The following is a 26404-nucleotide window of genomic DNA, read 5'->3' as shown; positions in this document are numbered from 1 at the left end:
CAGGTCACGCCTTGGCGAGTTGCTTCTGCTCGTAGAGCCGCGCCCACTCCTTACGCGGGCGGATGGACACGTCGACGTCGGTTGCCTTGGCGCGCAAAGCACCTGAGGTGGCCTGCTCCTTGGGGGTCAGCTTGAACGGATCCCAGCCGAAGAACCGGCAGGAGTTCTGCCAGGTGATCTTGTCGATGTCGGAATCCGACGCCCCGGCGGCGTTCAGCTCGGCGAGGACCTGCTCGGGCGCATCAGGCCAGAAGCAGTCCGAGTGCGGATAGTCGCACTCCCAGGCGATGATGTCGATGCCGATCTCGTGACGCAGCTTCAGCGACGTCTTGTCGGTGACGTAGCAGGCCAGCGAGTGCTCCCGGAACACGTCGGAGGGCAGCTTGTCGCCGAAGTCGCGGCGCAGCCACTTCTGGTTGGTGTAGTGCCGGTCGGACCGATCCAGGTAGAACGGGATCCAGCCGATACCACCCTCGGAGAACGCGAACTTCAGGTCCGGGTAGTTGCGCATCGCCGGACCCCACAGCAGGTCCTGGGCGCACATCGCCGACACCTGGGTGGCCAGGATGATCAGGTTGTCGATCGGGGCATTGGGGGCCATGCTGATCGCGCCGAACCCGGTGCCGATGTGCAGGCACATCACCACGTTCTCCTCGGACAACGTCCGGAACACCGGTCCCCAGTAGTCCTCGTCGTGGTAGCTGGGCAGGCCCTCGAGGTGGGGCAGCTCGGGCATGGTCACCGCGCGGCAGCCCTTGGCGGCCACCCGGCGGATCTCGTTGCACATCCCCTCCGGTGACCAGGTCGGCAGGATCGCGATGGGGATGAAGCGGTCCGGGTAGGAACCGGCCCACTCGTCGATGTGCCAGTCGTTGTAGGCCGAGACCATCACCAGCGTGACCTCTTCGCGGGTCATGTTGAGGTGCCGCGCGGAGAATCCCGTGAACGTCGGGAAGCACATCGAGGCGAGGATGCCGTTGCGGTTCATGTCGCGGACCCGCTCGTGCACGTCGTAGACACCCGGGCGCATCTCGGCGAAGCCGGCCGGATCGCGGCCCCACTCCTCGGCGGGCCAGGACACCACCGCGTTGAGGCCGCTGACGCCCTGCGGTCGACCCTGGTACATCCACTGGTCGACGCCCTTGTCGTCGGTCACCACGACCGGGGCCTCGTCGCGGTACTTGGCAGGCACGTGCCGCAGGAACATGTCGGGCGGTTCCACCACGTGGTCGTCGATGCTCACCAGGATCAGGTCGTCAACGTTCATATCCCTACTAGTACCGTCTATTGCCGTGACCGTCTCTGCGCTATCGGACAGACATTTAGCCGAATCGGCCAACGTCGCCGACGGCAGGAGTCGCCGTGTCATCGAACTGCGCCGCGGCGGACAGGCCCTGGCGGGCAGCTATCTCTACGAGGGCGACGGGCTGATCACCGGCTGGCATTCGCATGAAGTGCACCAGATCGAGTACGCGATCGGCGGCGTCGTCGAGGTGGAGACCGACTCGGCGCACTACCTGCTGCCCCCGCAGCAGGCCGCCTGGATCCCAGTCGGGCTCGAACACCAGGCGACGATGAACCCCGACGTCAAGACCGTCGCGGTGATGTTCGACCCGCAGCTGATCCCGCAGGGCGGCGACCGTGCCCGCATCCTTGCGGTCTCGCCACTGATCCGCGAGATGATGATCTACGCACTGCGCTGGCCGATCGACCGCCGATCGGGCGATCCCGACGACGAGCGCGTCTCCGAGATGTTCTTCCGCACGCTGGCCAACCTGGTCTCCGAAGCGCTCGACCACGAGGCGCCGCTGAGCCTGCCGAGTTCGGAGCACCCGATCGTCGCGGCGGCGATGGCCTACACCAAAGAGCACCTCGACAAGGTCACGGCCGAAGAGGTCAGCCGGGCGGTGTCGGTTTCCGAGCGCACGTTGCGCCGCCTCTTTCAGGAGTCGATCGGATTATCCTGGCGCACATACCTTCTGCATGCTCGCATGCTCAAGGCGATGGCGTTGCTCGCCGCACCCGGTCAGTCCGTGCAGGAGACCGCAACGACGGTCGGATTCGACAACCTCAGCTCGTTCACCCGGTCCTTCACCCAGTTCTGCGGCGAGACGCCGACCAGCTACCGCAAGCGGGTCGGCACCGGATCGCTGTGAGCCTCAGGGCTCGTGCCGCATCTGCCCCTCGCGCAGCAGCGCATCGGTCGCGTTCTGCCAGCGGTGCAGTTGGGTCGGGGACTCGAACGGCTCCGGTAGGTGGCGCTCGATGTGGGACCGCAGGATCCACGCGCCCAGCGCGAGCACCAGCGGGTTGAGCGTGCCCCAGATCGGGTCGAGATCCTCGCGGGTCAGCCCCTGCTCGGCGCGAACCCGCCACCGCTGCGCGCCGATGGCCGCCAGCGAGTCGAACAACTGGTTACCCAGCTCGCTGCCGTCGGTCAGCGCCCGCCCGACGTAGGCGACTACGTCGGGTTCGTCGACGACCAGCGAGGTCACCCGGTTGCCGACATCGGTGATCGAGTCGGCGGGCGGATCGGGGATGGGCCGCGCGAGCGAGCTGTTCATCACCGAGAGCACATGGTTGTCGACGGCCTTGATCAGGTTGGCCTTCGTCGCGTAGTGGTGCTGCACCAACCCCAGGGAGACACCGGCCTCCGACGCCACCAGACGCAGTGAGGTGGCCGCCGTCCCGCGGGCGGCGAAACATTTCAGCGCGGCGTCACGGATCCGTTCCGCGCTCGATCGCCGGTCGTCCGCCGACGCCGTCTCCGACGGTGGCGCGGACATCAATTCCCGCAGTTCAGGATGTGCACCTTCTCACGATATCCAATACGTCTGTATCGTAAAAAAGCGATACACGCGTATTGTCATCGAAGTGGGCAATCGCAGCGTTCGTAACCGAAAGGAGACTCAGATGGCGCCCGAGGATCGGATGATCCCCCGGACCATTCGTCCGGATGCGCCCGATGAGGCCCCGCTGGGCGCGTGCATCCAGGATCCGGACCGGTGGATGACGCGCGCCGACGAAGGCGCCAAGGAGCTGTGCCGGGCATGCCCGAGGCGATGGCTGTGTGCGCAGGACGCCTGCCAGACACCGGGCGCGGTGGGGCTGTGGGCCGGTATCTACATTCCGAATACTGGGCGGGCCCGGCAGTTCGCGTTGCGGCAACTTCAGTCTCTGGCCGAGCGCAACGGCTTCCCGGTCCGAAACGTGAGCTGAGGCGCATTCGCGCCACCCTGGGTTTCGTCGCCGTCAGCAGCGGGCAATCTCCGCGCAACAAATCCTGCGCACCAAGGAGAACCGATGCGCGAGCACGCCCTCGCCCCCGCCGACAACCCGTCCGTCGAAGCCCTCGCCACGACGGGCCTGTTCCTGATCGTCACCGCGGTGATCGCCGTCGCAGTGTGCCTGGCCAGCTGGGGCGCCTCCGATACGGCGCTGGCCGCGGTGTCCGGGGCGATCGCCTCACTCAGCTTCGTCTCGAGCCTGATCTGCTTCGCCGTGCAGAGCCGGGACACCTGACCGACGCCGTGTCGGATGCCTCGTCGGCTGCCATGATGAGCAGCTATGACGCGCTGGTATCCGCTCGAGCCGGCCGACGCTGACTTCCTCGCCTCGGCTCCTCACGTGTTCCGCTACGAGAAGCTGTTCGCCGCACCGCCGGAGAAGGTCTGGGAGTCGTTGACCTCCGACGAGTCGCTGGCCGCGTGGGGACCGTCCATCCGAAGCGTGACGTGGACCTCACCGCGTCCGTTCGGTGTCGGCACCACCCGCGACGTGGTGGCGCCCGGCGGAGCCACGATGCGCGAGCGGTATTTTCGCTGGGACGACGGCCGCAATCATTCCTTCTACGTCTACGAGTCGACGCTGCCGGCCTTCAAGCGCTTCGCCGAGGACTACCTGATCGAACCCGACGGCGACCAGACGCGGTTCACCTGGGTCGTGGCCATCGAACCGAAGAACGCCGTCGCTCTGCCGGTGAAGATCATGGCGCCGCTGCTGAAGGCCGGCTTCGGCCGGATTCCGGCCGGCGGCGTGGGCTACTTCGCGAAGACCTGATCGCCGTTGTGCGGGCGGGGGGACTCGAACCCCCACGCTCTTTCGAGCACGGACACCTAAAGACCGCGCGTCTGCCATTTCGCCACGCCCGCAGCGTGCCGATCGTACCGTCTGGACCGAACCGTCCCGCCGGGCTCGGGCCGACGAATTCGTCGGGAGATGAGCGTCACGGTACCGTTGGAAGGTGTCCACTACACGACGTAGGAGACCAGCGCTCATCGCGCTGGTGGTCCTGGGTGCCGCTGGGTGTCTGGCGCTCGCGTGGTGGCAGTGGACCCGATTCGAGTCGCACTCCGGCAGCTTCCAGAACCTCGGATACGCGCTGCAGTGGCCCATGTTCGCCGGATTCGTGGTGTACGCCTACTACAAGTTCGTGCGCTACGAGGACGCCCCGCCTGCCCCGCCGAGCCGCGAGGACGTCACCGAGATCCCCGAGGGGTTGCTGCCGCAGAAGCCAACCGCCGCAACACGATCCGAAGAATCCGTCGACGACCCCGCACTACGCGAGTACAACGCCTATCTGGCCGAACTCGCGAAGAAAGATAAGGAACACCCCGCCCCATGACCGAACCGTCGATCACCTCCGGCGAGATCCGCAAGGCGCTCACCGGCTACCGCGCGCTCGCCTGGATGACCGGCATCTGGCTCATCGCCCTGTGCTACGAGATGGTGATGAAGTACGTCTACCACGTGGAGGGCCTGAACTGGATCGCGGTGGTGCACGGCTGGGTGTACTTCGTCTACCTGCTGTTCACCGCCAACCTCGCGGTCAAGGTGCGCTGGCCCATCGCCAAGACCGTGGGCGTGCTGCTGGCCGGCACCATCCCGCTCGTCGGCATCATCGTCGAGCAGGTTCAGACCAAGGAGATCAAGGAGCGCTACGGGCTGTAGCCAGCTTGCGCTGTGCACCGTCCTCGCCGGGCGCCGGCTTCGGGATGGCCAGCGCGATGAGCGCGGCGAGCGCTGCCGCGCTGGCCGCGATGATCAGCGCCGCCTGAAGACCCGCGAGCGAGGGCACCTCGTGGCCCGCGACCGTGATGGTCATCCCCGCCAGCACCGCGCCGATGACCGCGCTGGAGATCGAGGTGCCCAGCGAGCGGGCCAGCGCGTTGATCCCGTTGGCGGCCGCGGTCTCCGAGACGGGCACCGCGGCGTTGATCAGCGCGGGCAGTGACGAGAACGCGAACCCGACGCCGACGCTGACCAGCACGTTGAACACACACAACTGCCAGGCGCTGTTCATCAGAAACAGGCCCGCCAGATAACCGCCTGCGACGATCGCCGAACCCACGATCAGCGTGAACCGCGGCCCACGCGTGCCGGCGATCCGCGCGGCCACCGGCGAGACCAGCATCATGGTCAGGCCGCCGGGTGCCATCCACAGCCCGGTGGTGAGCAGGGACTGACCCAGTCCGTATCCCGTCTCCAGCGGCAGTTCGAGGATCTGCGGGGCGATCAGCGACATCGCGAACAGCGAGAATCCCACCGCGATCGACGCGAGGTTCGTCGTGAGCACCGGCCGGCGGATCGTCGTGCGCAGGTCGACCGTCGGGGACGGGACCCGGAACTGCCAGACCCCGAACAGCACGAAGATCACCGCGGATGCGGCGAACAACCCGAGCGTCATGGCGCTGGTCCAGCCCCAGCCCGAGCCCTTGGTGATCGCCACCAGCAGCGCGCTCAGCCCGGCCGCCAGTCCCAGCGCACCCAGCGGGTCGAGGCGCTCAGACGAACTGGCCGGGATGTGCGGGACCAGGAACGCGAACAGCAGCAGCGCCCCGGCGCCCAGGCCGGCCGACACCCAGAACAACATATGCCAGTCGAAGTTCTGGGCGATGATCGCCGACAGCGGCAGCCCCATCGCGCCGCCGACGCCGAGCGATGAGCTCATCAAACCCATTGCCGCGCCGACTCTTTCCGGTGGCACCGCGGCGCGCAGCACGCTGATGCCCAGCGGGATGATCGGCAGGCCGAAGCCCTGCAGTCCCCTGCCGACGATCAGCGGCAACAACTCGCTGGTCACCGCCGCCAGCAGCGAGCCCGCCGTCAGTAGCGCCGCGCACGCGATCAGGATCGGCCTGGGACCGTACAGGTCGCCGAGGCGACCGAACACGGGTGTGGCGACCGCGCCCACCAACAGCGTCGCGGTGATCGTCCACGAAGCGTTGGCGGGGCCGGTGTGCAGCAGCACCGGAAGTTCGGGGATCAACGGGATCATCAGCGTCTGCATCAGCGAGACGCTGATGCCCGCGGCGGCCAGCACCGCGATCAGGACGGCGGGGTGACGGGTGCGCTCGGTCTCGGACGGGGCAGCGGAGCGACGCACCTCGGGGATGCTACCGATTAGTCCGGCTAGACAAAATTTGCGCCGGCCTCACCCGCGAGCGGCCAACTCCCGCAGTGCGGGCAGCAACGCCGCCAGCGCCCGGCCCCGGTGCGACGCCGCGTCCTTCTCGTCGGGGCGCAGTTCGGCGGCGGTGCGCGACGAACCGGTGGGCACGAACACCGGGTCGTAACCGAATCCGCCGTCGCCGCGGGGTTCGCGGGCGATGCTGCCGGGCCACTCCCCCCGCACGACGACCGCGGCCCCGTCGTCGACGAGCGCGCACGCCGACACGAACGCCGCGCTCCGGCGCTCGTCAGGCACGTCGGTCAACTGGGCCAACAGCAGTCGGGTGTTCTCGGCGTCGTTTCCGTGCTGCCCGGACCACCGTGCCGACAGCACGCCCGGCATCCCGTTGAGTGCGCTGACCTCCAACCCCGAGTCGTCGGCGATGGCGGGCAGGCCGGTGGCGGCGTGCGCGTCGCGCGCCTTGGCCAACGCGTTGTCCTCGAAGGTCGCTCCGGTCTCGGGCGCCTCGTCGAACGCGGGCACGTCGTCGAGCGAGACGAGGTCCAGCCCCGAGATGCCGGCGGCGTCGAGCACCCGCTGTAACTCGGCCAGCTTCTTGGCGTTTCGGCTGGCCACCAGCACCCGGGTCATCGACTCCTCCTCACGAGCTCATGCCGCGCGTCGCGTCAGGACCAGCGCGTCTCCGTCGGTGATCGCGATGGTGTGTTCACTGTGGGCGGTGCGCGATCCGTCCGCCGATCGGATCGTCCACCCGTCGGGGCCGTAGACGATCTTGTCGGTGCCCGAAGCGAACCACGGCTCGAGTGCGAGCGTGAGACCGGGCCGCAGTTTGAGGCCGCGCCCGGCCCGCCCGAAATTCGGCACGTGCGGATCCTCGTGCATGGTGCGGCCCAGACCGTGACCGCCGAAGTCGGTGTTGACCGGATAGCCGTACTGCGCGGCGACCGCACCGATGGCCGCCGAGACGTCGCCCAGCCGGCCACCGGGCCGCGCGGCCGCGATGCCGGCGGCCAGCGCGCGTTCGGTGGCCTCGATCAGGCGTTGATCCTGTGCGCGTGGTGTCCCGACGATGATGCTGCGCGCCGCGTCGGCGACCCACCCGTCGATCGAAACCGCCATGTCCATGCTGAGCAGGTCCCCGTCGCGCAGGGTGTAGTCGTGCGGCAGGCCGTGCAGCACAGCGTCGTTGACCGACAGACAGATCACGTTGCGGAACGGTCCGCGACCGAAGGACGGGGCGTAGTCCCAGTAACACGACACCGCGCCGCGCTCGGCAACCATGTCCCGGGCCCGCTGCTCGAGGTCGAGCAGGTTCGTTCCCACGCGGGCGCGCGCCTGCAGATCGTCGAGCACCTCGGCGACGAAGCCACCGGTGATCCGCATCGCGTCGACTTCGCGCGGCGTTTTCAACTCCAGCATGTGCATCCTCCGCGGCGTCGGGCGGTATAGAAATACCACCCTAGACCAGGAGGCCGGTATTTTCATACCGCGCTGACGTATCCTGCAGGACATGGTCCGTTCACCCCTGACTCCGCAGCAGCGCGCGGTCGGTAAACGGCTCGGCGCCTACCTCCGGCAGGCCAGGGGCGACCGCAAGCCGGCCGAAGTGGCCCGGGCCGCATCGATCTCGCCGGAGACCCTGCGCAAGATCGAGACCGGACGCCTGGCCACCCCGGCGTTCACGACCGTGGCCGCACTCGCGGCGGTGCTGGAGATCCCGCTCGACGAACTCGCCCGGTTGTGCCTGCCGACACTGGACCTTCAGGACACCGGCTAGCTGCCGAACGCCTTCTTCGGCGGCGTCGTCGGTTCCGGCAGCACCCCCGGGTACGGCAATTCCAGTGCGCTGCGCTGGATTTCGAATATCTTCTCGCAGGCGGCCATCGCGGCGTCGAGCATCTTGTCCAGCGTCGAGCGCGGGAACGTGGCGCCTTCGCCGGTGCCCTGGATCTCGACGAGGGTCCCGGTGTCGGTGGCGACGACGTTCATGTCGACCTCGGCGCGCGAGTCCTCGGTGTAGGGCAGGTCGACGCGGATGCGGCCGTCGACGACCCCGACGCTCACCGCGGCGATCGCGCACGACAGCGGCCGCGGATCGGACAGCTTGCCCGCTGCGGACAGATAGGTCACCGCGTCGGCGAGAGCGACGTAGGCCCCGGTGATCGCCGCGGTGCGGGTGCCGCCGTCGGCCTGCAGCACATCGCAGTCGATCGCGATCGTGTTCTCGCCCAGCGCAGCCAGGTCGATGCACGCCCGCAGTGACCGGCCGACCAGCCGGCTGATCTCCTGTGTGCGGCCGCCGACCCGGCCTTTGACCGATTCGCGGTCGGAGCGCTCGTGGGTGGCGGCGGGCAGCATCGCGTACTCGGCCGTCAGCCACCCCTGCCCGGAACCCTTGCGCCAGCGCGGCACACCCTCGTTGACGCTGGCCGTACACATGACGCGGGTTTCGCCGAACTCCACGAGCACCGACCCTGCCGGGTGGGTGGTGAAGCCCCGGGTTATCCGGACCGGTCTCAGTTCGTCGTCGGACCGACCGTCTTCTCTTGCGGACACGGCGTCAACCCTATCGGCTCGGCCTGACCCGTCAGAACCTACGCTGCGCGCCTGACCTCAAAGGTCTCATTGCACACCACCGCGTGCACCGGCCCGTCGAACTCGGCCTTGGCCTCGCTGATGACGTCCTCGCGCGACGTCCACGGCGGGATGTGGGTCAGCAGCAGTTCGCGGACACCGGCCTCGGCGGCGGCGCGCCCCGCCTCGGTGCCCGACAGGTGCAGCCGCGGCGGCCGGTCCGGCGAATGCGTCCAGGACGCCTCACAGAGGAAGACGTCGGCGTCGCGGGCCAGGTCGATGAGTTGTTCGCAGTACCCGGTGTCGCCGCTGTAGACCAACGTGGCGCCGTCCGGATCGGTGATCCGCATGCCGTACGACTCGGTCGGATGGCAAACAAGTTTCGGGACGACCGTCAGCGACCCGATGGTGACTTCCCCGTGTCGACCCAGTGGCGGATCTCGAAGATGTCGGTGAAGTCGTCGACCTCGCCGCCCTCGGGCGAGGACGCCGCGCCCAGACGCGCCCAGGTGTTGGCCGGGCCGTACAGCACGCCGCGCTCCTGCGCGGGCGACGGGTGGTAGCGCCGCCACACGAACAGTCCCGGCAGATCGAGGCAGTGGTCGGCGTGCAGGTGCGACAGCAGAACGTGGACGTCGTTGGGGTCGGCGTGGCGCTGCAGCGCGCCCAGCACACCACCGCCGAAATCGAGCACCAACGGCGGAGTATCGGGAGCCGTCACGAGATATCCGGACGCCGGCGAATCAGGCCCGACAACACTGCCGGAGCAACCGAGCACGGTGATTCGCACGCCCACTAGCTTGCCATGCCCCAGAACCTCGTGACGAAAACATCGCCGGTTTGCGCGACGGAAATCATCTTGCGGCGCCGGAGTGACGTTGAACAGGGCGAACGCCGTCGAGTGTCGGGCCGAGGAAACGCGCGGCCAGCGCGGTGAACGCGTCGGGGTCGCCGGTTGCCTCGAACAGTCGGCGTGCCGGCACACCGCCGTGCGGCCGCAGCAAATCGAGTTGGGTCAGCACGCGAAGCAAGTCCTTGGCGGTCTCCTCGGCGCTGGACACCAGCGTCACGTTCTCGCCCATCGCCAGCTGGATCAAACCCGACAGCATCGGATAGTGCGTGCAGCCCAGCACCAGGGTGTCGACCTGAGCGCGTTGCAGTGGTTCCAGGTAGCCCTCGGCCAGTCCGAGCACCTGGCGTCCGCTGGTCACCCCGCGCTCGACGAAGTCGACGAACCGGGGGCAGGCCACCCCGATCACCTCGGTGTCGCGCGCCGCCGCAAACGCGTCCTGGTACGCGCCGGAGGCGATGGTGGCGGCGGTGCCGATGACACCGATGCGCCCCGTGCGGGTGGCCGCGACCGCGCGCCGCACGGCGGGCAGGATCACTTCGACGACGGGCACCGGTGCGTACCGTTCGCGGGCGTCGCGCAGGCACGCCGCCGACGCCGTATTACACGCGATGACAAGCGCTTTGACCCCGCGCTCGACGAGGTCGTCGCCGATGGCCAGCGCGTGGGCGCGGACCTCGGCGATCGGTAGCGGTCCGTATGGGCCGTTGCCGGTGTCGCCGACGTAGACGATGTTCTCGTCGGGCAGCTGGTCGATGATCGCGCGCGCGACCGTCAGCCCGCCGACACCGGAATCGAAGATGCCGACGGGGGCGTCGGCGGACACCTCCGCCGTCACGTCGTGAGGTACGGGTTGGCCGGGCCCCTGCGTCGTTCCCGCGCCTTGCGTTCCGGACCGGAGAGCAGATACGCCGCGATCACCCCGGCGACTGCGCCGCTGAGATGACCCTGCCACGACACGCCCGGGGTACCGGGCAGCACGCCGAGCAGGACGCTGCCGTAGACCAGCAGCACGATCACGCCGATGACGATCTCCCACGCGTTGCGGGTGAAGAACCCGAACACGATGAGGAAGGCCAGCCAGCCGAAGATCAGCCCCGAGGCCCCGATGTGGTTGGCCTGGCACGGCACCCCCACATACGGGCAGTGCATGCCGACGTTGCCGATCAACCACGTGCCCAGCCCGCCGAGGATCCACACGATGGCCGTCGCGTAGATGAACCGCGCCAGCCCCGCCAACGTCATCAGGAAGCCGAGCACGAGTGCCGGAACGGTGTTGGCGATCAGGTGATCCCAATTCGAGTGCAGCAGCGGCGCGAACAGGATTCCCGTCAGCCCGTCGGTCTCCAGCGGCCGGATCCCGTTGTCGTCGAGGCTGTGGTCGGACAGGGCGTCGAACAGTTCGATCACCCACAGCAGCGCGACGAAGCTGAGCACCGTCGCGCCGCCGACCACCCACGCGGGCCGCTTCTTCGGCCCCGGTGTCGCGGCGGGATGTCCGTATCCCGGACCGCTCAAGCCCATAGCTGCCCTTCCAACGCGTCTTCGGCGTCATCCAGGCTACCGGCGTAGGCACCGGTGGACAGATACTTCCACCCCGCGTCGGCCACCACGAACGCGATGTCGGCCTGCTCACCGGCCTTGACCGCTTTGGCGGCCATGCCCAGCGCCGCGTGCAGCACGGCGCCGGTGGAGATCCCGGCAAAGATCCCCTCGACCTGAACCAGGTCGCGGGTGCGCCGGATCGCGTCGTAGGACCCCACCGAGAACCGTGTCGTCAACACCTCGGGGTCGTACAGCTCCGGGATGAACCCCTCGTCGATGTTGCGCAGCGCGTAAACCCCTTCGCCGTAACGAGGTTCGGCCGCGACGATCTTGACGTCAGGTTTGCGTTCGCGCAGGAACCGGCCCGTACCCATCAGGGTTCCGGTGGTGCCGAGGCCGGCGACGAAGTGCGTGATCTCGGGCAGGTCGGTCAGCAGCTCGGGACCGGTGCTCTCGTAGTGCGACAGTGAGTTCGCCTCGTTGCCGTACTGGTAGAGCATCACCCACGACGGGTTCTGCAGCGCCAACTCCTTGGCGTGCGCGACCGCGGTGTTCGATCCGCCCTCGGCCGGCGAGTAGATGATGCGCGCGCCGTAGAGCTCGAGCAGTTGGCGCCGCTCGATCGACGTGTTCTCCGGCATGACGCAGATCATCTGGTAGCCCTTGAGCAGCGCCGCCATGGCCAGCGAGATGCCGGTGTTGCCGCTCGTCGGTTCCAGGATCGTCGCGCCCGGCGACAGCCGCCCCTGCTTCTCGGCCTCCTCGATCATCCGCAACGCGGGCCGGTCCTTGATGGAACCGGTCGGGTTGCGGTCCTCGAGCTTGGCCCACAACCGCACGTGTGGGGCGCCGTCGGTGTCGTCGTCCCACCGCGGCGACAACCGCTGCAGCCCGACCAGCGGGGTGTCGCCCAGCGCGCGCAGCAGCGAGTCGTAGCGCGCCAAGGTCAGCCTCCTGCGACTGCGGGCAGGATGGTCACCGAATCGCCGTCGGAGATCGCGGTGTCCAGCCCGCCCGAGAACCGCACGTCCTCGTCGTTGACGTAGATGTTGACGAAGCGGTTCAGCTTGCCCGGCTTGTCCTTGTCCATCAGCCGGTCCGAGATGCCGGAGTAGTTGGCCTCCAGGTCGCTGATCACGGCGGCGAGCGTCTCGCCGGTCGCGGTGACGCGCTTCTCCCCGCCGGTGTGGGTGCGCAGGATGGTCGGGATCGACACGGTGACTGCCATCGGTGAAGCCTTTCTAGTACTGCTCGACGATCTTGACGGGTTCCTCGGTGACGACGCCGTCGACGATGCGGTAGCTCCGCAGTTCGTGTTCCTCGGGGTCGCGGGTCGACACCAGCACGTAGTGGGCGTCGGGTTCTTGGGCCAGGGAGATGTCGGTGCGGCTGGGATAGGCCTCGGTCCCGGTGTGCGAGTGGTAGATCACGACGGGCACCTCGTCGGCCTCGTCCATCGCCCGCCACACCCGCAGCTGCTCCATCGAGTCGAACCGGTAGAACGTCGGCGAGCGCTCCGCGTTGGTCATCGCGATGAAGCGCTCGGGACGATCGGAGCCCTCCGGGCCGGCAATCACCCCGCACGCCTCGTCGGGATGGTCGGCGCGGGCGTGGGCGACGATCGCGTCGACCAGATCCGCTCGGATGACCAGCACAGCTACCCCTTTCTGCCCGAAACTGTATTCCAGCAGCGAAAGATCGAGTAAACGGCTGCGGGAACGCAGTTTCGCGGTTACTCGAACGCTCCGGGCAACAGATCCCGGTATGCGGGTATTCCTGCCACCGGTTCCGCGGCCAGCACACCGACCATCACGGCGCGGGCCAGGCAGTCGGCCGCGGCCGCCCCGACCTGCGTGATCAGCGGGACCTCCGGCGACATCGACGCCGGCGTCGTCGGGTCCGGCGGCACCTCGACCGCGCCGGTGGCCAGCGCGAACACGGTGTCGCCGTCGATCGGGGTGTGGCACGGCCGGATGGTGCGGGCCAGCCCGTCGTGGGCGGCGACGGCGACGCGTTTGCAGCCCGCTGCGCTCAGCGCCGCATCGGTGGCCACGACGGCGATCGTGGTGTTGAGCGGGCTGTACTCCAGCCTGCGAGCCGCGAACGCGGCGATCTGCTCGGCCGGCGGACGCCGCAGCCCGAACTCGTCGATCTGATAGGCCAGCCACGGCAGACCGGTCGCGGTGTCGGCGATCTCGCCGGCGCTGTTGACGATCACCAGCGCGCCGACGGTGACGCCGGAATCCAGTTGTACCGACGCGGTGCCGACCCCGCCCTTGAGCACGCCGGCGCGCGCACCGGTGCCTGCGCCGACGGTCCCGACCGCCACCTCGGTGCCCGCCTGCTGGGCGGCGGTGTAGCCGAACTCCGCGGTCGGTCGGCACTGCCAGCCGCCGACCGGCAGGTCGAAGATCACCGCGGCGGGCACGATCGGCACGACGCCGCCGTCGAGCGCGACCCCGCGGCCCTGTTCCTCGAGCCAGACCATGACGCCGTCGGCGGCCGCAAGGCCGTAGGCGCTGCCGCCGGTCAACACCACCGCGTCGACGTGCTGCACCGAGTTGGCGGGATCGAGCAGGTCGGTCTCGCGGGTGCCCGGCGCGCCTCCCCGGCCGTCGACCGCGCCGACGGTGCCCGGCGGGGTGAGCACGACCGTGGTGCCGCTCGCCCAGCCCGACCCCAGGGCCGCGTCCGGGTCGAGCCGGTGGTGCTGTCCGACCCGGATCCCGGCGACGTCGGTGATCGAACTCATCGGCTCACCTGTTCTTTCCCATCAGCCCCAGCACCAGGTACTCCTGCAGCACGGTCAGCCAGTGGTAGACGTCGAGGTGACCGGCCATCGGATGTTCGGCGGGCAGCGCGTCGGGGCCGTCCGAGGAGATGCCCAGCATCGTGCCCAGCGCCAGCCGCATGTCGTTGACCGTCGCCGCCCAGGCGTGCGCGTCGTCCTCGGACAGCTCGAATTTGCCGCCGTCGCGCGGAAGCGTGTCCAGAAGTGTCTGCGCCGCATCGCGTTTGGCGTTGATGATCTCGGGCTCGTGCAGGCTGCGCAGCGCGCCGTTGAGGCTCTCGGCGGCGGTCGACCCCGCGGGGTGCTCGGTCTGCGGCCGGAAGAAGTTCGGCAGCAACCGTTTCATGGTCTCGTCGTCGGGCGGAGTGGAGTTGCCGGTGCGCATACCGGTGATCGCTTCGAGTTCGTCTGCGGGCGCAGAGGATTCGCGCTCCTCCAGCATGCCGAGAAGCGACTGGGCCAGGCTCTGCAGCAGGGCGGCCTCGTGCGCGGCGACGGCTGACCGAAAGCGCGGGCCGTCAGCGGTCTCGACCCGTTTCCATTTACGCACGTGTCTGTCAGCGGTCCTGTTGCATGGTGGCCCACAGCCCGGCGGCGTGGAGCTTGGACACGTCGATCTCCATCGACTCGCGGCTGCCCGCCGAAACCACCGCCTTGCCCTCGGTGTGGACCTGCATCATGAGTTTGGTGGCGTGCGGCTCGCTGTAGCCGAACAGCTTCTGGAACACGTAGGTCACGTAGGTCATCAGATTCACCGGGTCGTCCCACACGATGGTCACCCACGGGGTGTCGGCGGCCGCGTCCTCGCGCTGGACGGACTTGACGTCCCGCTCCTCGCGGGTCCCCGGTCGAGCCTTGGCCGGCGTAACCATGTCGTTCAGGATAGCCAACGCCGAATGGCGGCTCCGAGCTACTACGGTGGCGGTGTGACCGGCGCATCGTCTGCTCTGCTGACCGACAAGTACGAGCTGACGATGCTCGCGGCGGCGCTGCGCGACGGCACCGCGCACCGGCGCACCACTTTCGAGGTGTTCGCCCGCCGACTGCCCGAGGGCCGCCGCTACGGCGTGGTGGCGGGCACCGCACGGTTCCTCGATGCTTTGGCGCAGTTCGTATTCGACGACGACACACTGGCCGCGGTATCGGAATTCCTGGACCGCGAGACGCTGGCCTTCCTGGCTGACTACCGGTTCACCGGCGACGTCGACGGCTACGCCGAGGGCGAGCTCTATTTCCCCGGCTCCCCGGTGCTGTCGGTGCACGGCACGTTCGCCGAGTGCGTCGTCCTCGAGACCCTGGCGCTGTCGATCTTCAACCACGACACCGCGATCGCCTCGGCCGCCGCCCGCATGGTCAGCGCCGCCGGAGACCGCCCGCTCATCGAGATGGGCTCGCGGCGCACTCACGAACACGCTGCGGTCGCCGCCGCCCGCGCCGCCTACCTCGCCGGGTTCGCCGGCTCGTCGAACCTGGAGGCGCAGCGCCGCCACGGGGTACCCGCGCTGGGCACCAGCGCCCACGCGTTCACGCTGCTGCACACCACCGCCGACGGCCCCGATGAGCGCGCCGCGTTCCGCGCGCAGGTCGACGCGCTCGGAGTCGGCACCACGCTGCTGGTCGACACCTACGACATCACCGCCGGTGTCGCCGCGGCGGTCGAGGTTGCCGGCCCCGAACTCGGCGCCGTCCGCATCGACTCCGGCGACCTCGGGGTGCTCGCCCGCCAGGTGCGCGCCCAACTCGACCGGCTGGGTGCCACCAAAACGCAGATCGTCGTGTCCGGCGACCTCGACGAGTTCGCGATCGCGTCGCTGCGCGCCGAACCGGTCGACAGCTACGGCGTCGGCACGTCGCTGGTCACCGGGTCGGGCGCGCCGACGGCGGGCATGGTCTACAAGCTCGCCGAGGTCGACGGGATCCCGGTGGAGAAGCGCAGCAGCCACAAGCAGTCCCACGGCGGCCGCAAGCAGGCGCTGCGACTGGCCAAGCCGACCGGCACGATCGTCGAAGAGGTCGTCCACCCGTACGGCCGCCCGCCCGAGCTCCCCGAAGGGGTGCAGGCGCGGTCGCTGACCGTGCCGCTGGTCTGCGGCGGCGAGCCCGTCGTCTCCTTCGACTTCGACGCCGCCCGCAGGCACGTGGCCGACGGGCTGACGAGCCTGCCGTGGGACGGGCTGGCGCTCTCCCGCGGCGAACCGGCGGTCCCGACGCGGCTGATCCCGCCAGGCGTGGGAGGTCGCCACGTCCGACACCTCTGAGGTCATCGAACTGCTGCACACCGCGGTGGCCGCGCTGGGCGGCAGCGAGCGCACCGGCCAGATCGAGATGGCCGAGGCCGTCGCGCGCGCGTTCGACAGCGGCGAGCATCTCGCGGTGCAGGCCGGCACCGGCACCGGCAAATCACTGGCCTACCTCGTGCCGGCGATCGCGCGGGCTGTCGCCGCGGAAGAACCCGTGGTGGTCTCCACCGCGACGATCGCGCTGCAGCGCCAACTCGTCGACCGCGACCTGCCCCGGCTCGCGGACTCGCTTGCCGGCGCCCTGCCCCGCACCCCCGAATTCGCGTTGCTGAAGGGCCGCGGAAACTACCTGTGCCTGAACAAGATCCACAACGGGGCCGCCGAACCAGACGACCGGCCGCAGGAGGAGCTGTTCTCACCGGTCGCGGCCAGCGCGCTGGGCCGCGATGTGCAGCGGCTGATCGCCTGGTCCTCGGACACCGACACCGGCGACCGCGACGATCTGAAGCCCGGCGTGCCGGACCGCTCCTGGTCGCAGGTCAGCGTGTCGGCGCGTGAGTGCATCGGGGTGGCGCGCTGCCCATACGGCGCCGACTGTTTCGCGGAGAAGGCCCGCGAGAAGGCCGGCCACGCGGACGTGATCGTCACCAACCACGCGTTACTGGCCATCAACGCGATCTCCGACGCGGCCGTGCTGCCCGAACACCGGCTGCTCGTCGTCGACGAGGCCCACGAACTGGTCGACCGGGTGACGTCGGTGGCCACCGGGGAGTTGTCGGCGACGTCGATGTCGGTCGCGCAGCGCCGGTCGGCGCGGTTGGTCGACGAGGAACTCGCCCAGCGACTGGAGGCGGCGACGGCGACGCTGGCGTCGGCCATCCACGACACCGCGCCCGGCCGCATCGACGTCCTCGACGACGAGCTGGCGACCTACCTGACCGCGGTCCGCGACGCCGCGCACCGGGTCCGGTCGGCCATCGACACCGCACCCAGCGATCCGGCCGCCGCGTCGGCCCGCACCGAGGCCGTCACCGCCTTGACCGATCTCGGCGACACCGCGTCGCGCATCCTCGACTCCTTCGTCCCCGCGATCCCCGACCGCACCGACGTGGTGTGGCTGGAACGGGACGAGTCGCGCGGCACGACGCGCACACTGCTGCGGGTCGCGCCGCTGGCCGTCTCAGGTCTGTTGCGCACCAGGCTGTTCGAGCACGCAACCACGGTGCTGACTTCGGCGACGTTGACCATCGGCGGCACGTTCGACGCGATGGCCGCGGCCTGGGGACTCACCGACGAACGGTGGCGCGGAATCGACGTCGGCTCGCCGTTCGAACACGCCAAATCCGGAATCCTCTATGTCGCAGCGCATCTGCCACCACCGGGCCGCGACGGTTCCGGTTCGGCCGAACAACTCGACGAGATCGCCGCGCTGATCACCGCCGCCGGCGGCCGCACGCTCGGGCTGTTCTCCTCGATGCGCGCGGCCAAGGCCGCCAGCGAGATCATGCGGGAGCGACTGGACACCCCGGTGCTGTGTCAGGGCGAGGACACCACGTCGGCTCTGGTCAAGCGGTTCGCCGAGGACCCGGAGACGTCGCTGTTCGGCACGCTGTCGCTGTGGCAGGGCGTCGATGTGCCGGGGCCCTCGCTGTCGCTGGTGCTGATCGACCGGATCCCGTTCCCCCGGCCCGACGACCCCCTGCTGACCGCGCGCCAGCGCGCGGTGGCGGCGCGCGGTGGCAACGGGTTCATGGCCGTGGCCGCCAGCCACGCCGCGCTGCTGCTGGCCCAGGGCGCGGGCCGCCTGCTGCGCAGCGTCGACGACCGCGGCGTGGTCGCGGTGCTCGATTCCCGCATGGCCACCGCCCGCTACAGCGGGTTTCTGCGGGCCTCGCTGCCGCCGTACTGGGCGACGACGAACACCGCACGGGTGCGCGAGGCGCTCGAACGTCTCCGCGCGTGATGATTGTTTCCTATTCTGGTCAGCGATTTCTGACGAGAGGCGGCGTCCATGAGCCGACGAACGCTGGCGGCCGCCCTCACGGCCGTGTCGGCGGTGCTGGTGTCGGGCTGCACCACGACGCTTGCGGGCGAACCGGTTTCGGTGTTCGCCGACCCGTTCCGCGTCGCGGGGATGCCCGCCACCGACGGGCCGACCGGCCTGCGGCCGGACGCCGAGGCGCCGACCCGCGTGGTCATCGGGACCGACGGCGGTGAGGACGACACACTGGCCCGCCAGGCGATCAGCGACATCGAACTGTTCTGGGAGGGCGCCTACGGCGATGTGTTCGGCGGCCGGTTCACCCCGGTGGATGACGTGTACTCCTGGGACGCAAACGGATTCGACAGCATCGGCTTCTGCGGCACAGACACCTACGCGCTGGTGAACGCGGGCTTCTGCCGCGACGACAACACCATCGGGTGGGACCGCGGCGAGATGCTGCCGAGCCTGCGGCGCGCGCACGGCGAGATGGGCGTGACGATGGTGCTGGCCCACGAGTACGGGCACGCCGTCCAGTTCCACGCGGGCCTGGTCGACCAGGACACCCCGACGCTGGTATCCGAACAGCAGGCCGACTGCCTGGCGGGGGCGTACATGCGCTGGGTGGCCGAGGACAATTCGCCGAGGTTCACCGTGTCGACCGGGGAGGGGCTCAACAGCGTCCTCGCCGCGGTGATCTCGTTTCGCGATCCACTACTCAGCGAGGACGACCCGGAGGTCGGCGTGGACGAGCACGGTTCGGCGTTCGAACGGCTCTCGGCGTTCCAGTTCGGCTTCACCGACGGCGCCACGGCGTGTGCGGGCATCGACCTGCGCGAGATCGGCCAGCGCCGCGGCGATCTGCCGGTCCTGCTGGAGGCCGACGAAAGCGGCGATTGGGAGGTCTCCGAGACGTCGGTGCGGGCCATCGTCGACGCGATGGACATCGTGTTCGCGCCGGCGAACCCACCGCAACTGTCCTTCCAACCGGCCGACTGCCCCGACGCGCGACCCAGTCCCCCGGTCTCGTTCTGCCCCGCCACCAACACGATCTCGGTGGAACTCGATGAACTCGCCGAGCTCGGCGCGCCGCCGGAGATCGACGACCCGATGGCGCTGGCCGCCGGCGACAACACGGCCTACTCGGTGCTGATGTCGCGCTACGTGCAGGCCCTGCAGCGGGAGCACGGCGGCGTCGACCTCGACGACGCCGAGGCCGCGCTGCGCACCGCGTGTCTGACCGGGGTCGCGACCACGGAGCTGTCGCGGCCGGTCGTCACACCCGATGGCAACACCGTCGCGCTGACCGCCGGTGACCTCGACGAGGCGGTTTCGGGCATCCTCACCAACGGGCTGGTGGCCAGCGACGTCAACGGCGAGTCGGTGCCGTCGGGATTCTCTCGCATCGACGCATTCCGCGTCGGGGTGCTCGGCGACGTCGAACGGTGCTTCAAGCGGTTCGACTGATCCGCTCACACCTTCTTGGTCACCCCGTACCAGGCCACGATCGCGTCCGACATGTCGGTGGACCTGCTCAGGAACGCATACGACCGGATGAACGACTCGCCGACGCAACCGTCGATCTTGACCCGGAAGTGGCTGACCATCACCCACGGTTCGGCGCCGGTGTACTCCTTCTTCGTCACCGGGATGACGTTGACGAGGCCGGGTTTGAGACCGACGGTGATGCCGCCGCCGATGTTGCCGCCCAGCCCGGGCACCAGGCCGTCGGGAAACGGCGAGATGAAGTCGGTGCCGATCAGGCCGATCGACGGGTTGATGCCCGCGGTGCCGGTCAGCGACACACCGTTGGACGTGCTCATGTCGATTCCGCAGCCGATCTCGTAACCGACTTCCAGCGTGCCGTGCGGCGGTTCGTCCTCGCCGGGGCCGGTCAGCGACCCGGTGTAGGTCCCACCGACGACGTACTCGCGCGACGACAGCGCCGTGGTCAGCGGTGGTATCGGTGCCTGGGTCTCGTCTTTGGCGCCCAGCGTCAGACGCCAGCCGTCGGGGGTTTCGGTGGTCGCGGGCGGGGTGGAGGCCACCGCCCCCTCGGGCGGCGGGGGCAGCTCACCGGGAGGAGGCGCGGCCTCGGGCGGCGCCGATGACGCGTCGACCACCACGGGTTGCGGTTCGGGGTCGGCCGCCCCCGGCGCGACCGCGCCGCTTCCCAACACACCCGCGATAGCGGCCACCGTGATGCCGCGTCGCAGCACAATCCCGAACGTCACCGACGTGTCCTCCAGTCGTTAGCAACGCTTCGGAACCTACCGCGCGCCGTTTGCCCGCCGACGACAGATCCCCGAATTGAGCTCAGGAGGGCATGCGCAGCACGAACCCCGCCTCCAGCGCGACCCACACCGCGCCGTCACCGTCGACGGCCACGCCGTGCGGTTCGCTGTCCCTCGGCAGGTCGATCGTGACGATGTCGCCGTCGCCGCCGACGCGGGCCAACTGGCTCGAACCCCACAGCGTGACCCACACCCCGTCGTCGGGATCGGCGGCCACCGCGTGGGGCTTGCCGGGCAGGTCGATCTCCTGGATCGCATCGTCCATCGGGATGCGGCCGAGCCGCTCGGCGCGGATCTCGGTGAACCACACGGCGTCGTCGTGGGTCGCGGCGATGCCGACGGGTCCCGAAGCGGGCGTAGGGGTTTCGCGCACGGTCAGGTCGCCGGAGACGGTCAGGCGCCCGATGGCGGCGGTCTCGTTGAGCGTGAACCACAGCGCGCCGTCGGGCCCGGCGGTGATCATCGACGGCATCCCGCCCACCACCGCCCGGCTGGTCACCTCGCCGCCGACCGTGATGCGCCCGATCTCGCCGGAGGTCATCGCGGTGAACCACAGCGCCCCGTCGGGTCCGGTGGTGATGCCGTAGGGGTCGCTGCCGTCGGGCAGGTCGAACGCGACGGCCTCGCCGCCGGTGCTGATGCGGCCGATGCGGTTGTCCCCGCTGCGGGTGAACCACAGGGCGCCGTCGGGCCCGGCGGTGATGATCGTCGGGCGGGCCTGCGGCTCCAGCGGGTACACCGTCGCCTCACCGGTGCGCGACACCCGCGCGATTGCGCCGGACTGCGCCAGCGTCACCCACAGCGCGCCGTCCGGACCGGCCGTCAACCCGTAGGGTCCGCCGTCGAGCGCGACCTTCAGCGCGGCCGTCACGCGAGCGTGACGAGGCCGAGTTCGTTGTCGCCGGCGAGCAACCGGTGGTGCGGCAGCACCCGCACCGTGTAGCCGACGGGCCCGGCGACCGGCAGCGGCGCCGTCGCAGAGAAGACCTCGTTACCCCCGTCGGCGGTCGCGGTGTGCGCCATCGGGACCGTTACCGGGTCGATGAGCACATCGGTCGCGTCGACGCGGCCCAGCACGGCTTGCACGGTGACTTCGTCGGGCCGCAGCCCGGCCAGATCCACGGTCGCGGTCAGCGACAGTTCCGAGCCCAGCAGCGGGGTGTCCGGCAGCCCGTAGCTGTCGACGTCGGTGATCTTGATCTTCGACCACGACTCCTGCACCCGGCGCCGGTACGCGGCCAGATCCCTTGCCGCGCCGAACGGCTGGCCGTCGTCGCCGGGTTCGACGGTGCGCCGCACCGACTGCGCGGCCGGCGCGTAGTACTTCTCGGTGTAGTCGCGAACCATCCGCGAGGCCAGCACCTTGGGCCCCAGCGCGATCAGCGTATGCCGCACCATCTCGACCCACCGGGTGGGCACGCCGCGCTCGTCGCGGTCGTAGAACTTCGGCGTGACCACACTCTCCAGCAGTTCGTAGAGCGCCGCGGCCTCGATGTCGTCGCGCCGGTTCTCGTCGGCCAGACCGTCGGCGGTCGGGATTTCCCAGCCGTTCTCACCGTCGTACCACTCGTCCCACCACCCGTCGCGGATCGACAGGTTCAGCCCGCCGTTGAGCGCGCTCTTCATCCCCGAGGTCCCGCACGCCTCCAGCGGCCGCAGCGGATTGTTGAGCCACACGTCGCAACCCCAGTACAACTGGCGGGCCATCGACATGTCGTAGTCGGGTAGGAATGCGATCCGGTGCCGCACCTCGGGCCGGTCGGCGAACCGAACCACCTGCTGGATCAACGCCTTACCGCCGTCGTCGGCGGGATGCGATTTCCCCGCGACGATCAGCTGGATCGGCCGTTCGTCGTTGAGCAGCAACTGTTCCAGCCGCTGCGGGTCGCGCAGCATCAACGTCAGCCGCTTGTAGGTCGGCACCCGCCTGGCGAAGCCGATGGTCAGCACGCCGGGATCGAATGCGGTTGCGATCCAACTTAATTCGGCTTCGGAGGCACCGCGTTCCCGCCAGGACCGACGCAGCCGGGCGCGCACGTCGTTGACCAGTTGCTCCCGCAGCTGCGACCGGATCCACCACATGTGCCCGGGGTCGACCTGGTGCAGACGCTCCCAGACGGCGGGTTCGCGCGCCTCGGCCAGATCCTCGCTGCCCAACAGCTCGCGACCCAGTTGCATCCATTGCGGGGCCGCCCAGGTCGGCGCGTGCACCCCGTTGGTGATCGAGCCGATCGGCACCTCGCCGGGGTCGAAGTCGGGCCACAGATCGTTGAACATCTCCCGGCTGACCCGGCCGTGCAACTGCGAGACGCCGTTCGCGCGCTGCGCCAGCCGCAGACCCATGTGGGCCATGTTGAACTTGGTCGGGTCCTCCTCCTCGCCGAACGCGATGATGCGGTCCAGCGGCAAACCCGGCAGCATCCGCGACATCGCGCCGGACGGCCCGTCGGTGGAGCCGCCGAAGTAGCGCCGAACCATCTCGACCGGGAACCGGTCGATACCCGCGGGCACCGGCGTGTGCGTGGTGAACACCGTCGAGGACCGCACGACCGTCAGCGCGGTGTCGAAATCCAGTCCGGCGTCGATCAATTCGCGGATGCGCTCGACACCGAGGAAACCCGCGTGCCCCTCGTTCATGTGGAACACCTCGGGCGCCGGCCTGCCCTCCAGCTCGGTGAAGGCCCGGATGGCGCGCACGCCACCGACCCCGGCCAGGATCTCCTGCCTGATCCGGTGTTCCTGGTCACCGCCGTAGAGCCGGTCGGTGACCGAGCGCAGGTCGTGGTCGTTCTCGGGGACATCGGAATCGAGCAGTAGCAACGGGATCCGGCCGACCTGGGCGATCCAGACCCGCGCCCGCAGCTCGTGGTCCTGCTGGTTGTCGTCGGGCATCGCGACCGCGACGAGAACCGGGCGGCCGTCGCGGTGGGTGAGCAGCCGAAGCGGCAGGCCCTGCGGGTCGAGCGACGGGTAGCTCTCGTGCTGCCAGCCGTCGGCGGTCAACGACTGCCGGAAGTAGCCCGAGCGGTACAGCAGCCCGACCGCGATCAGCGGCAGACCCAGATCCGACGCCGACTTGAGGTGATCGCCGGCGAGGATGCCCAGCCCGCCGGAATAGTTGGGCAGCGATTCGGCGACGCCGAACTCCATCGAGAAGTACGCGATGCCGTTGGGCAGCTGCGCGCCGTGCTCGACCTCCTGCTGATACCACAGCGGCCGGCTCAGATAGTCGTCGAGATCGGCGGCCAACCCGTCGAGACGACGCAGAAACGAGTCGTCGACGGCCAGTTCGTCGAGCCGTTTGGGGCTGACCAGGCCGAGCAATCCGACCGGATCGCAGCCGACCCGCTTCCAGAGTTCCTCGTCGACGGTCTCGAACAAATCCTGGGTGGGGCGGTCCCACGACCAGCGCAGGTTGACCGACAGCCGTTCGAGCGCGGCGAGCCGGTCGGGCAGGTGGGCACGGACGGTGAACCTGCGGAGAGCTTTCACGCGACTCAACCTTACTGACTATCCGGCGGTGTGCAGACCGCGCGGTCGCACTGCTTGGCCCGCTTTGGGTTGGGCTGAGCATTACGGTGGGTATAGGGCGCGACGAGGCTTGTTGAACTCGACTGAAGGAGTGGTGAGTGGCCGGTCGTATCGGGATCGATGACGTCGCGCCTGTCATTTCGGGCGGGCGTTACCCGGCCAAGGCAGTCGTCGGCGAGGTCGTGCCGATCAGCGCGACGGTCTGGCGCGAAGGCCACGACGCCGTCGCGGCCACCCTCGTCGTGCGCTACCACGGCCCCGGCTATCCGCAGCTGGCCGCCGATCCGCCCGGACTGGTCAAATCGGCCGATCCGGTGCCGATCGAGACGGTGATCGGCGCGTCACCGCGCAAGAAGCCCCAGCACTTACCGATGTCCACCGGCCGGACGCCCGACGTGTTCCACGGCACCTTCACCCCCGACTGCCCCGGCCTGTGGACCTACCGGGTCGACGGATGGGGGGATCCGCTGGCGACGTGGCGCAAGAACGTCACCGCGAAACTCGACGCCGGCCAGAGCGAATCGGAACTGAACAACGATCTGCTGGTGGGCGCGAAACTGCTGGAACGCGCCGCCACCGGTGTGCCGCGCCAGCACCGCTATCCGCTGATCGACGCGGCGGCGCGGCTGCGCGAACCCGGTGACCCGTTCGCCCGCGCCGGCGCGGCACTGTCGCCCGAGGTCAGCGAGCTGCTCGACGCCTACCCGCTGCGCGAGCTGGTCACCCGCGGCGACCAGTACGGCATCTGGGTGGACCGCCAGAAGGCGCGGTTCAGCTCCTGGTACGAGTTCTTCCCGCGCTCCACCGGCGGCTGGGACGCCACCGGCAATCCCGTGCACGGCACCTTCGCGACCTCGACCAAGGCGCTGCCGCGCATCGCCAGGATGGGCTTTGACGTCGTCTACCTGCCGCCGATCCACCCGATCGGCAAGGTGCACCGCAAGGGCCGCAACAACAGCGTGACCGCCGCGCCCAACGACGTCGGGTCGCCGTGGGCGATCGGCAGCGACGAGGGTGGCCACGACGCGGTGCACCCGGAGCTGGGCACGCTCGCCGACTTCGACGACTTCGTCGCCGCCGCCCGCGACGAGGGCATGGAGGTCGCGCTCGACCTCGCGCTGCAGTGCGCTCCCGACCACCCGTGGGCCAGGGACCACCCGGAGTGGTTCACCGTGTTGCCCGACGGCACCATCGCCTACGCGGAGAACCCACCGAAGAAGTACCAGGACATCTACCCGCTGAACTTCGACAACGACCCGGCCGGCCTCTACGAAGAGGTGCTGCGGGTGGTGCGCCACTGGATCGCGCACGGGGTCAAGATCTTCCGGGTCGACAACCCGCACACCAAGCCGCCGAACTTCTGGGCCTGGCTGATCGGCCAGGTCAAGAACGAGGACCCCGACGTGCTGTTCCTCTCCGAGGCGTTCACCCGTCCGGCGCGGCTGTACGGGTTGGCCAAACTCGGCTTCACACAGTCGTATTCGTACTTCACCTGGCGCACCGCCAAGTGGGAGCTCACCGAGTTCGGCGAACAGATCGCCGAACACGCCGACTACGCGTGCCCGAACCTGTTCGTCAATACCCCCGACATCCTGCACGAGAGCCTGCAGCACGGCGGCCCGGGCATGTTCGCGATCCGCGCGGTGCTGGCTTCGACGATGAGCTCGGCGTGGGGGGTGTACTCGGGCTTCGAACTCTACGAGCACCGCGCGGTGCGCGAGGGCAGCGAGGAGTACCTGAACTCCGAGAAGTACGAACTGCGGCCCCGAGACTTCGAGGCCGCGCTCGCCGACGGCGAGTCACTTGAGCCATTCCTGACCCGGCTCAACGAGATCCGTCGGGTGCACCCCGCCCTGCACCAACTGCGCACCATCAGGTTCCACCATGTCGACAACGACGCGCTGCTGGCCTACAGCAAGTTCGACCCGGTCTCCGGCGACCAGGTGCTGGTGGTGGTCACCCTCAACCCGTTCGGTGCCGAGGAGGGGACCCTGTGGCTCGACATGGGCGCACTGGGAATGGAGCCGTTCGACCGGTTCTGGGTGCGCGACGAGATCACCGGAGACGAATACCAGTGGGGCCAGGCCAATTACGTGCGCCTGGAACCTGCGCGGGCAGTGGCCCACATTCTGAACATGCCACAGGTGCCCGCCGACCAACGACTCAATCTGCTGCGTAGGGAGTGA

Annotated in this window: 28 protein-coding genes, 1 tRNA gene and 1 pseudogene; 11 read left to right on the top strand and 19 right to left on the bottom strand. The window is 69.2% G+C overall.

The window, feature by feature from the left end; genetic code table 11:
- Window positions 1–4 precede the first annotated feature (4 nt).
- Window positions 5–1267, bottom strand: coding sequence for an amidohydrolase family protein (locus tag BHQ18_RS12595; protein ID WP_069413957.1), 1263 nt, complete (start codon window positions 1265–1267; stop codon window positions 5–7).
- Window positions 1268–1292: 25 nt separating this feature from the next.
- Between BHQ18_RS12595 and BHQ18_RS12590 the strand changes: the two genes are divergently transcribed.
- Window positions 1293–2156 carry an AraC family transcriptional regulator gene (locus BHQ18_RS12590; protein WP_069413956.1) on the top strand — a complete coding sequence of 288 codons (864 nt, stop codon included), beginning with the start codon at window positions 1293–1295 and terminating at the stop codon, window positions 2154–2156.
- 3 nt (window positions 2157–2159) lie between these two features.
- On the opposite strand, the gene BHQ18_RS12585 is transcribed toward BHQ18_RS12590, so the two are convergent.
- Window positions 2160–2786, bottom strand: a complete 627-nt coding sequence (locus tag BHQ18_RS12585; protein WP_069413955.1) for a TetR/AcrR family transcriptional regulator — start codon at window positions 2784–2786, stop codon at window positions 2160–2162.
- A gap of 127 nt (window positions 2787–2913) precedes the next feature.
- Here BHQ18_RS12585 and BHQ18_RS12580 point away from each other — a divergent pair, with 127 nt between their 5' ends.
- From BHQ18_RS12580 to BHQ18_RS12570, 3 genes are all read left to right on the top strand, one after another.
- Complete coding sequence (locus BHQ18_RS12580) at window positions 2914–3219, top strand: WhiB family transcriptional regulator (protein WP_109789274.1); 306 nt, start codon at window positions 2914–2916, stop codon at window positions 3217–3219.
- An 84-nt stretch (window positions 3220–3303) separates the two neighbouring features.
- On the top strand, window positions 3304–3522 hold the full coding sequence (locus BHQ18_RS12575) for a hypothetical protein (protein ID WP_069413954.1): 219 nt from the start codon (window positions 3304–3306) through the stop codon (window positions 3520–3522).
- Window positions 3523–3567: 45 nt separating this feature from the next.
- The gene (locus tag BHQ18_RS12570) at window positions 3568–4059 is read left to right on the top strand and encodes an SRPBCC family protein (RefSeq protein WP_069413953.1); all 492 of its coding nucleotides are present in this window, start codon (window positions 3568–3570) and stop codon (window positions 4057–4059) included.
- 9 nt (window positions 4060–4068) lie between these two features.
- Here BHQ18_RS12570 and BHQ18_RS12565 read toward each other — a convergent pair.
- Window positions 4069–4151, bottom strand: a tRNA-Leu gene (locus tag BHQ18_RS12565).
- 92 nt (window positions 4152–4243) lie between these two features.
- On the opposite strand from BHQ18_RS12565, the gene BHQ18_RS12560 reads away from it, so the two are divergent.
- Both BHQ18_RS12560 and BHQ18_RS12555 read left to right on the top strand, forming a co-directional pair.
- Complete coding sequence (locus BHQ18_RS12560; RefSeq protein WP_084294036.1) at window positions 4244–4624, top strand: hypothetical protein; 381 nt, start codon at window positions 4244–4246, stop codon at window positions 4622–4624.
- On the top strand, window positions 4621–4950 hold the full coding sequence (locus BHQ18_RS12555) for a DUF3817 domain-containing protein (protein ID WP_069413951.1): 330 nt from the start codon (window positions 4621–4623) through the stop codon (window positions 4948–4950). The genes BHQ18_RS12560 and BHQ18_RS12555 overlap by 4 nt, the downstream gene beginning before the upstream one ends.
- On the opposite strand, the gene BHQ18_RS12550 is transcribed toward BHQ18_RS12555, so the two are convergent.
- The 3 genes from BHQ18_RS12550 to map are packed head-to-tail and all read right to left on the bottom strand — an operon-like array spanning window position 4928 to window position 7831.
- A complete protein-coding gene (locus tag BHQ18_RS12550; protein WP_069413950.1) occupies window positions 4928–6385 on the bottom strand; it encodes an MFS transporter in 1458 nt (485 codons plus the stop codon). The two genes, BHQ18_RS12555 and BHQ18_RS12550, sit on opposite strands and share 23 nt — an antisense overlap.
- 48 nt (window positions 6386–6433) lie before the next feature.
- Complete coding sequence (rdgB, locus tag BHQ18_RS12545) at window positions 6434–7042, bottom strand: RdgB/HAM1 family non-canonical purine NTP pyrophosphatase (protein WP_069413949.1); 609 nt, start codon at window positions 7040–7042, stop codon at window positions 6434–6436.
- Window positions 7043–7060: 18 nt separating this feature from the next.
- Complete coding sequence (map, locus tag BHQ18_RS12540; RefSeq protein ID WP_069414140.1) at window positions 7061–7831, bottom strand: type I methionyl aminopeptidase; 771 nt, start codon at window positions 7829–7831, stop codon at window positions 7061–7063.
- 91 nt (window positions 7832–7922) lie between these two features.
- Between map and BHQ18_RS12535 the strand changes: the two genes are divergently transcribed.
- Window positions 7923–8189, top strand: a complete 267-nt coding sequence (locus BHQ18_RS12535; protein ID WP_069413948.1) for a helix-turn-helix domain-containing protein — start codon at window positions 7923–7925, stop codon at window positions 8187–8189.
- On the opposite strand, the gene rph is transcribed toward BHQ18_RS12535, so the two are convergent.
- From rph to clpS, 10 genes and pseudogenes are all read right to left on the bottom strand, one after another.
- Window positions 8186–8968 carry a ribonuclease PH gene (gene rph, locus BHQ18_RS12530; protein ID WP_069413947.1) on the bottom strand — a complete coding sequence of 261 codons (783 nt, stop codon included), beginning with the start codon at window positions 8966–8968 and terminating at the stop codon, window positions 8186–8188. The two genes, BHQ18_RS12535 and rph, sit on opposite strands and share 4 nt — an antisense overlap.
- 38 nt (window positions 8969–9006) lie before the next feature.
- Window positions 9007–9782: pseudogene (locus tag BHQ18_RS12525) on the bottom strand (cyclic nucleotide-degrading phosphodiesterase).
- 58 nt (window positions 9783–9840) lie between these two features.
- The gene (murI, locus tag BHQ18_RS12520) at window positions 9841–10662 is read right to left on the bottom strand and encodes a glutamate racemase (protein WP_069414139.1); all 822 of its coding nucleotides are present in this window, start codon (window positions 10660–10662) and stop codon (window positions 9841–9843) included.
- Between the two features lie 8 nt (window positions 10663–10670).
- The gene (locus BHQ18_RS12515) at window positions 10671–11360 is read right to left on the bottom strand and encodes a rhomboid family intramembrane serine protease (protein ID WP_069413946.1); all 690 of its coding nucleotides are present in this window, start codon (window positions 11358–11360) and stop codon (window positions 10671–10673) included.
- Window positions 11351–12325: a cysteine synthase gene (locus BHQ18_RS12510; protein WP_069413945.1), complete on the bottom strand. Its 975-nt coding sequence runs from the start codon at window positions 12323–12325 to the stop codon at window positions 11351–11353. Before BHQ18_RS12510 ends, BHQ18_RS12515 begins: the two co-directional genes overlap by 10 nt.
- 2 nt (window positions 12326–12327) lie before the next feature.
- Window positions 12328–12609 carry a MoaD/ThiS family protein gene (locus tag BHQ18_RS12505; protein WP_069413944.1) on the bottom strand — a complete coding sequence of 94 codons (282 nt, stop codon included), beginning with the start codon at window positions 12607–12609 and terminating at the stop codon, window positions 12328–12330.
- A 13-nt stretch (window positions 12610–12622) separates the two neighbouring features.
- Complete coding sequence (locus BHQ18_RS12500) at window positions 12623–13036, bottom strand: M67 family metallopeptidase (RefSeq protein WP_069413943.1); 414 nt, start codon at window positions 13034–13036, stop codon at window positions 12623–12625.
- Between the two features lie 77 nt (window positions 13037–13113).
- Window positions 13114–14133 (bottom strand): P1 family peptidase, encoded by a 1020-nt coding sequence (locus tag BHQ18_RS12495; protein ID WP_069413942.1) that lies wholly within the window; start codon window positions 14131–14133, stop codon window positions 13114–13116.
- Between the two features lie 4 nt (window positions 14134–14137).
- On the bottom strand, window positions 14138–14722 hold the full coding sequence (gene aosR, locus BHQ18_RS12490; RefSeq protein WP_069413941.1) for an oxidative stress transcriptional regulator AosR: 585 nt from the start codon (window positions 14720–14722) through the stop codon (window positions 14138–14140).
- 7 nt (window positions 14723–14729) lie between these two features.
- Window positions 14730–15044, bottom strand: coding sequence for an ATP-dependent Clp protease adapter ClpS (gene clpS / locus BHQ18_RS12485; protein ID WP_069413940.1), 315 nt, complete (start codon window positions 15042–15044; stop codon window positions 14730–14732).
- Between the two features lie 24 nt (window positions 15045–15068).
- On the opposite strand from clpS, the gene BHQ18_RS12480 reads away from it, so the two are divergent.
- From BHQ18_RS12480 to BHQ18_RS12470, 3 genes are all read left to right on the top strand, one after another.
- Window positions 15069–16430, top strand: coding sequence for a nicotinate phosphoribosyltransferase (locus BHQ18_RS12480; RefSeq protein ID WP_069413939.1), 1362 nt, complete (start codon window positions 15069–15071; stop codon window positions 16428–16430).
- Between the two features lie 67 nt (window positions 16431–16497).
- A complete protein-coding gene (locus tag BHQ18_RS12475) occupies window positions 16498–18375 on the top strand; it encodes an ATP-dependent DNA helicase (RefSeq protein ID WP_276046312.1) in 1878 nt (625 codons plus the stop codon).
- Between the two features lie 48 nt (window positions 18376–18423).
- Window positions 18424–19860, top strand: a complete 1437-nt coding sequence (locus tag BHQ18_RS12470) for a neutral zinc metallopeptidase (protein WP_069413937.1) — start codon at window positions 18424–18426, stop codon at window positions 19858–19860.
- Between the two features lie 5 nt (window positions 19861–19865).
- Here the strand turns inward: BHQ18_RS12470 and BHQ18_RS12465 are convergent, their stop codons facing one another.
- The 3 genes from BHQ18_RS12465 to BHQ18_RS12455 all read right to left on the bottom strand — a co-directional run bounded on the left by BHQ18_RS12465 (window position 19866) and on the right by BHQ18_RS12455 (window position 24179).
- A complete protein-coding gene (locus tag BHQ18_RS12465; protein WP_234794164.1) occupies window positions 19866–20627 on the bottom strand; it encodes an MspA family porin in 762 nt (253 codons plus the stop codon).
- Between the two features lie 82 nt (window positions 20628–20709).
- The gene (locus tag BHQ18_RS12460) at window positions 20710–21558 is read right to left on the bottom strand and encodes a virginiamycin B lyase family protein (protein ID WP_069413936.1); all 849 of its coding nucleotides are present in this window, start codon (window positions 21556–21558) and stop codon (window positions 20710–20712) included.
- A complete protein-coding gene (locus BHQ18_RS12455) occupies window positions 21555–24179 on the bottom strand; it encodes a glycosyltransferase family 1 protein (protein WP_069413935.1) in 2625 nt (874 codons plus the stop codon). Before BHQ18_RS12455 ends, BHQ18_RS12460 begins: the two co-directional genes overlap by 4 nt.
- Before the next feature lie 137 nt (window positions 24180–24316).
- Here BHQ18_RS12455 and BHQ18_RS12450 point away from each other — a divergent pair, with 137 nt between their 5' ends.
- The gene (locus tag BHQ18_RS12450; protein WP_069413934.1) at window positions 24317–26404 is read left to right on the top strand and encodes an alpha-1,4-glucan--maltose-1-phosphate maltosyltransferase; all 2088 of its coding nucleotides are present in this window, start codon (window positions 24317–24319) and stop codon (window positions 26402–26404) included.

Origin of the sequence: Mycolicibacterium flavescens (assembly GCF_001722335.1) — a bacterium.
Taxonomy (GTDB): domain Bacteria; phylum Actinomycetota; class Actinomycetes; order Mycobacteriales; family Mycobacteriaceae; genus Mycobacterium; species Mycobacterium flavescens.
The sequence above is the reverse complement of the archived record's forward strand: the minus strand, read 5'-3'. Positions and strand labels throughout refer to the sequence as shown.

Excerpts from the sequence above, each read along its gene's own strand:
- BHQ18_RS12595 (WP_069413957.1), bottom strand. The coding sequence starts at position 1,267 with ATGAACGTTGACGACCTGATCCTGGTGAGCATCGACGACCACGTGGTG.
- BHQ18_RS12585 (WP_069413955.1), bottom strand. The coding sequence starts at position 2,786 with ATGTCCGCGCCACCGTCGGAGACGGCGTCGGCGGACGACCGGCGATCG.
- BHQ18_RS12580 (WP_109789274.1), top strand. The coding sequence starts at position 2,914 with ATGGCGCCCGAGGATCGGATGATCCCCCGGACCATTCGTCCGGATGCG.
- BHQ18_RS12575 (WP_069413954.1), top strand. The coding sequence starts at position 3,304 with ATGCGCGAGCACGCCCTCGCCCCCGCCGACAACCCGTCCGTCGAAGCC.
- BHQ18_RS12570 (WP_069413953.1), top strand. The coding sequence starts at position 3,568 with ATGACGCGCTGGTATCCGCTCGAGCCGGCCGACGCTGACTTCCTCGCC.
- BHQ18_RS12555 (WP_069413951.1), top strand. The coding sequence starts at position 4,621 with ATGACCGAACCGTCGATCACCTCCGGCGAGATCCGCAAGGCGCTCACC.
- rdgB (WP_069413949.1), bottom strand. The coding sequence starts at position 7,042 with ATGACCCGGGTGCTGGTGGCCAGCCGAAACGCCAAGAAGCTGGCCGAG.
- map (WP_069414140.1), bottom strand. The coding sequence starts at position 7,831 with ATGCTGGAGTTGAAAACGCCGCGCGAAGTCGACGCGATGCGGATCACC.
- BHQ18_RS12535 (WP_069413948.1), top strand. The coding sequence starts at position 7,923 with ATGGTCCGTTCACCCCTGACTCCGCAGCAGCGCGCGGTCGGTAAACGG.
- BHQ18_RS12515 (WP_069413946.1), bottom strand. The coding sequence starts at position 11,360 with ATGGGCTTGAGCGGTCCGGGATACGGACATCCCGCCGCGACACCGGGG.
- BHQ18_RS12505 (WP_069413944.1), bottom strand. The coding sequence starts at position 12,609 with ATGGCAGTCACCGTGTCGATCCCGACCATCCTGCGCACCCACACCGGC.
- BHQ18_RS12495 (WP_069413942.1), bottom strand. The coding sequence starts at position 14,133 with ATGAGTTCGATCACCGACGTCGCCGGGATCCGGGTCGGACAGCACCAC.
- clpS (WP_069413940.1), bottom strand. The coding sequence starts at position 15,044 with ATGGTTACGCCGGCCAAGGCTCGACCGGGGACCCGCGAGGAGCGGGAC.
- BHQ18_RS12480 (WP_069413939.1), top strand. The coding sequence starts at position 15,069 with ATGGCGGCTCCGAGCTACTACGGTGGCGGTGTGACCGGCGCATCGTCT.
- BHQ18_RS12475 (WP_276046312.1), top strand. The coding sequence starts at position 16,498 with ATGGCCGAGGCCGTCGCGCGCGCGTTCGACAGCGGCGAGCATCTCGCG.
- BHQ18_RS12470 (WP_069413937.1), top strand. The coding sequence starts at position 18,424 with ATGAGCCGACGAACGCTGGCGGCCGCCCTCACGGCCGTGTCGGCGGTG.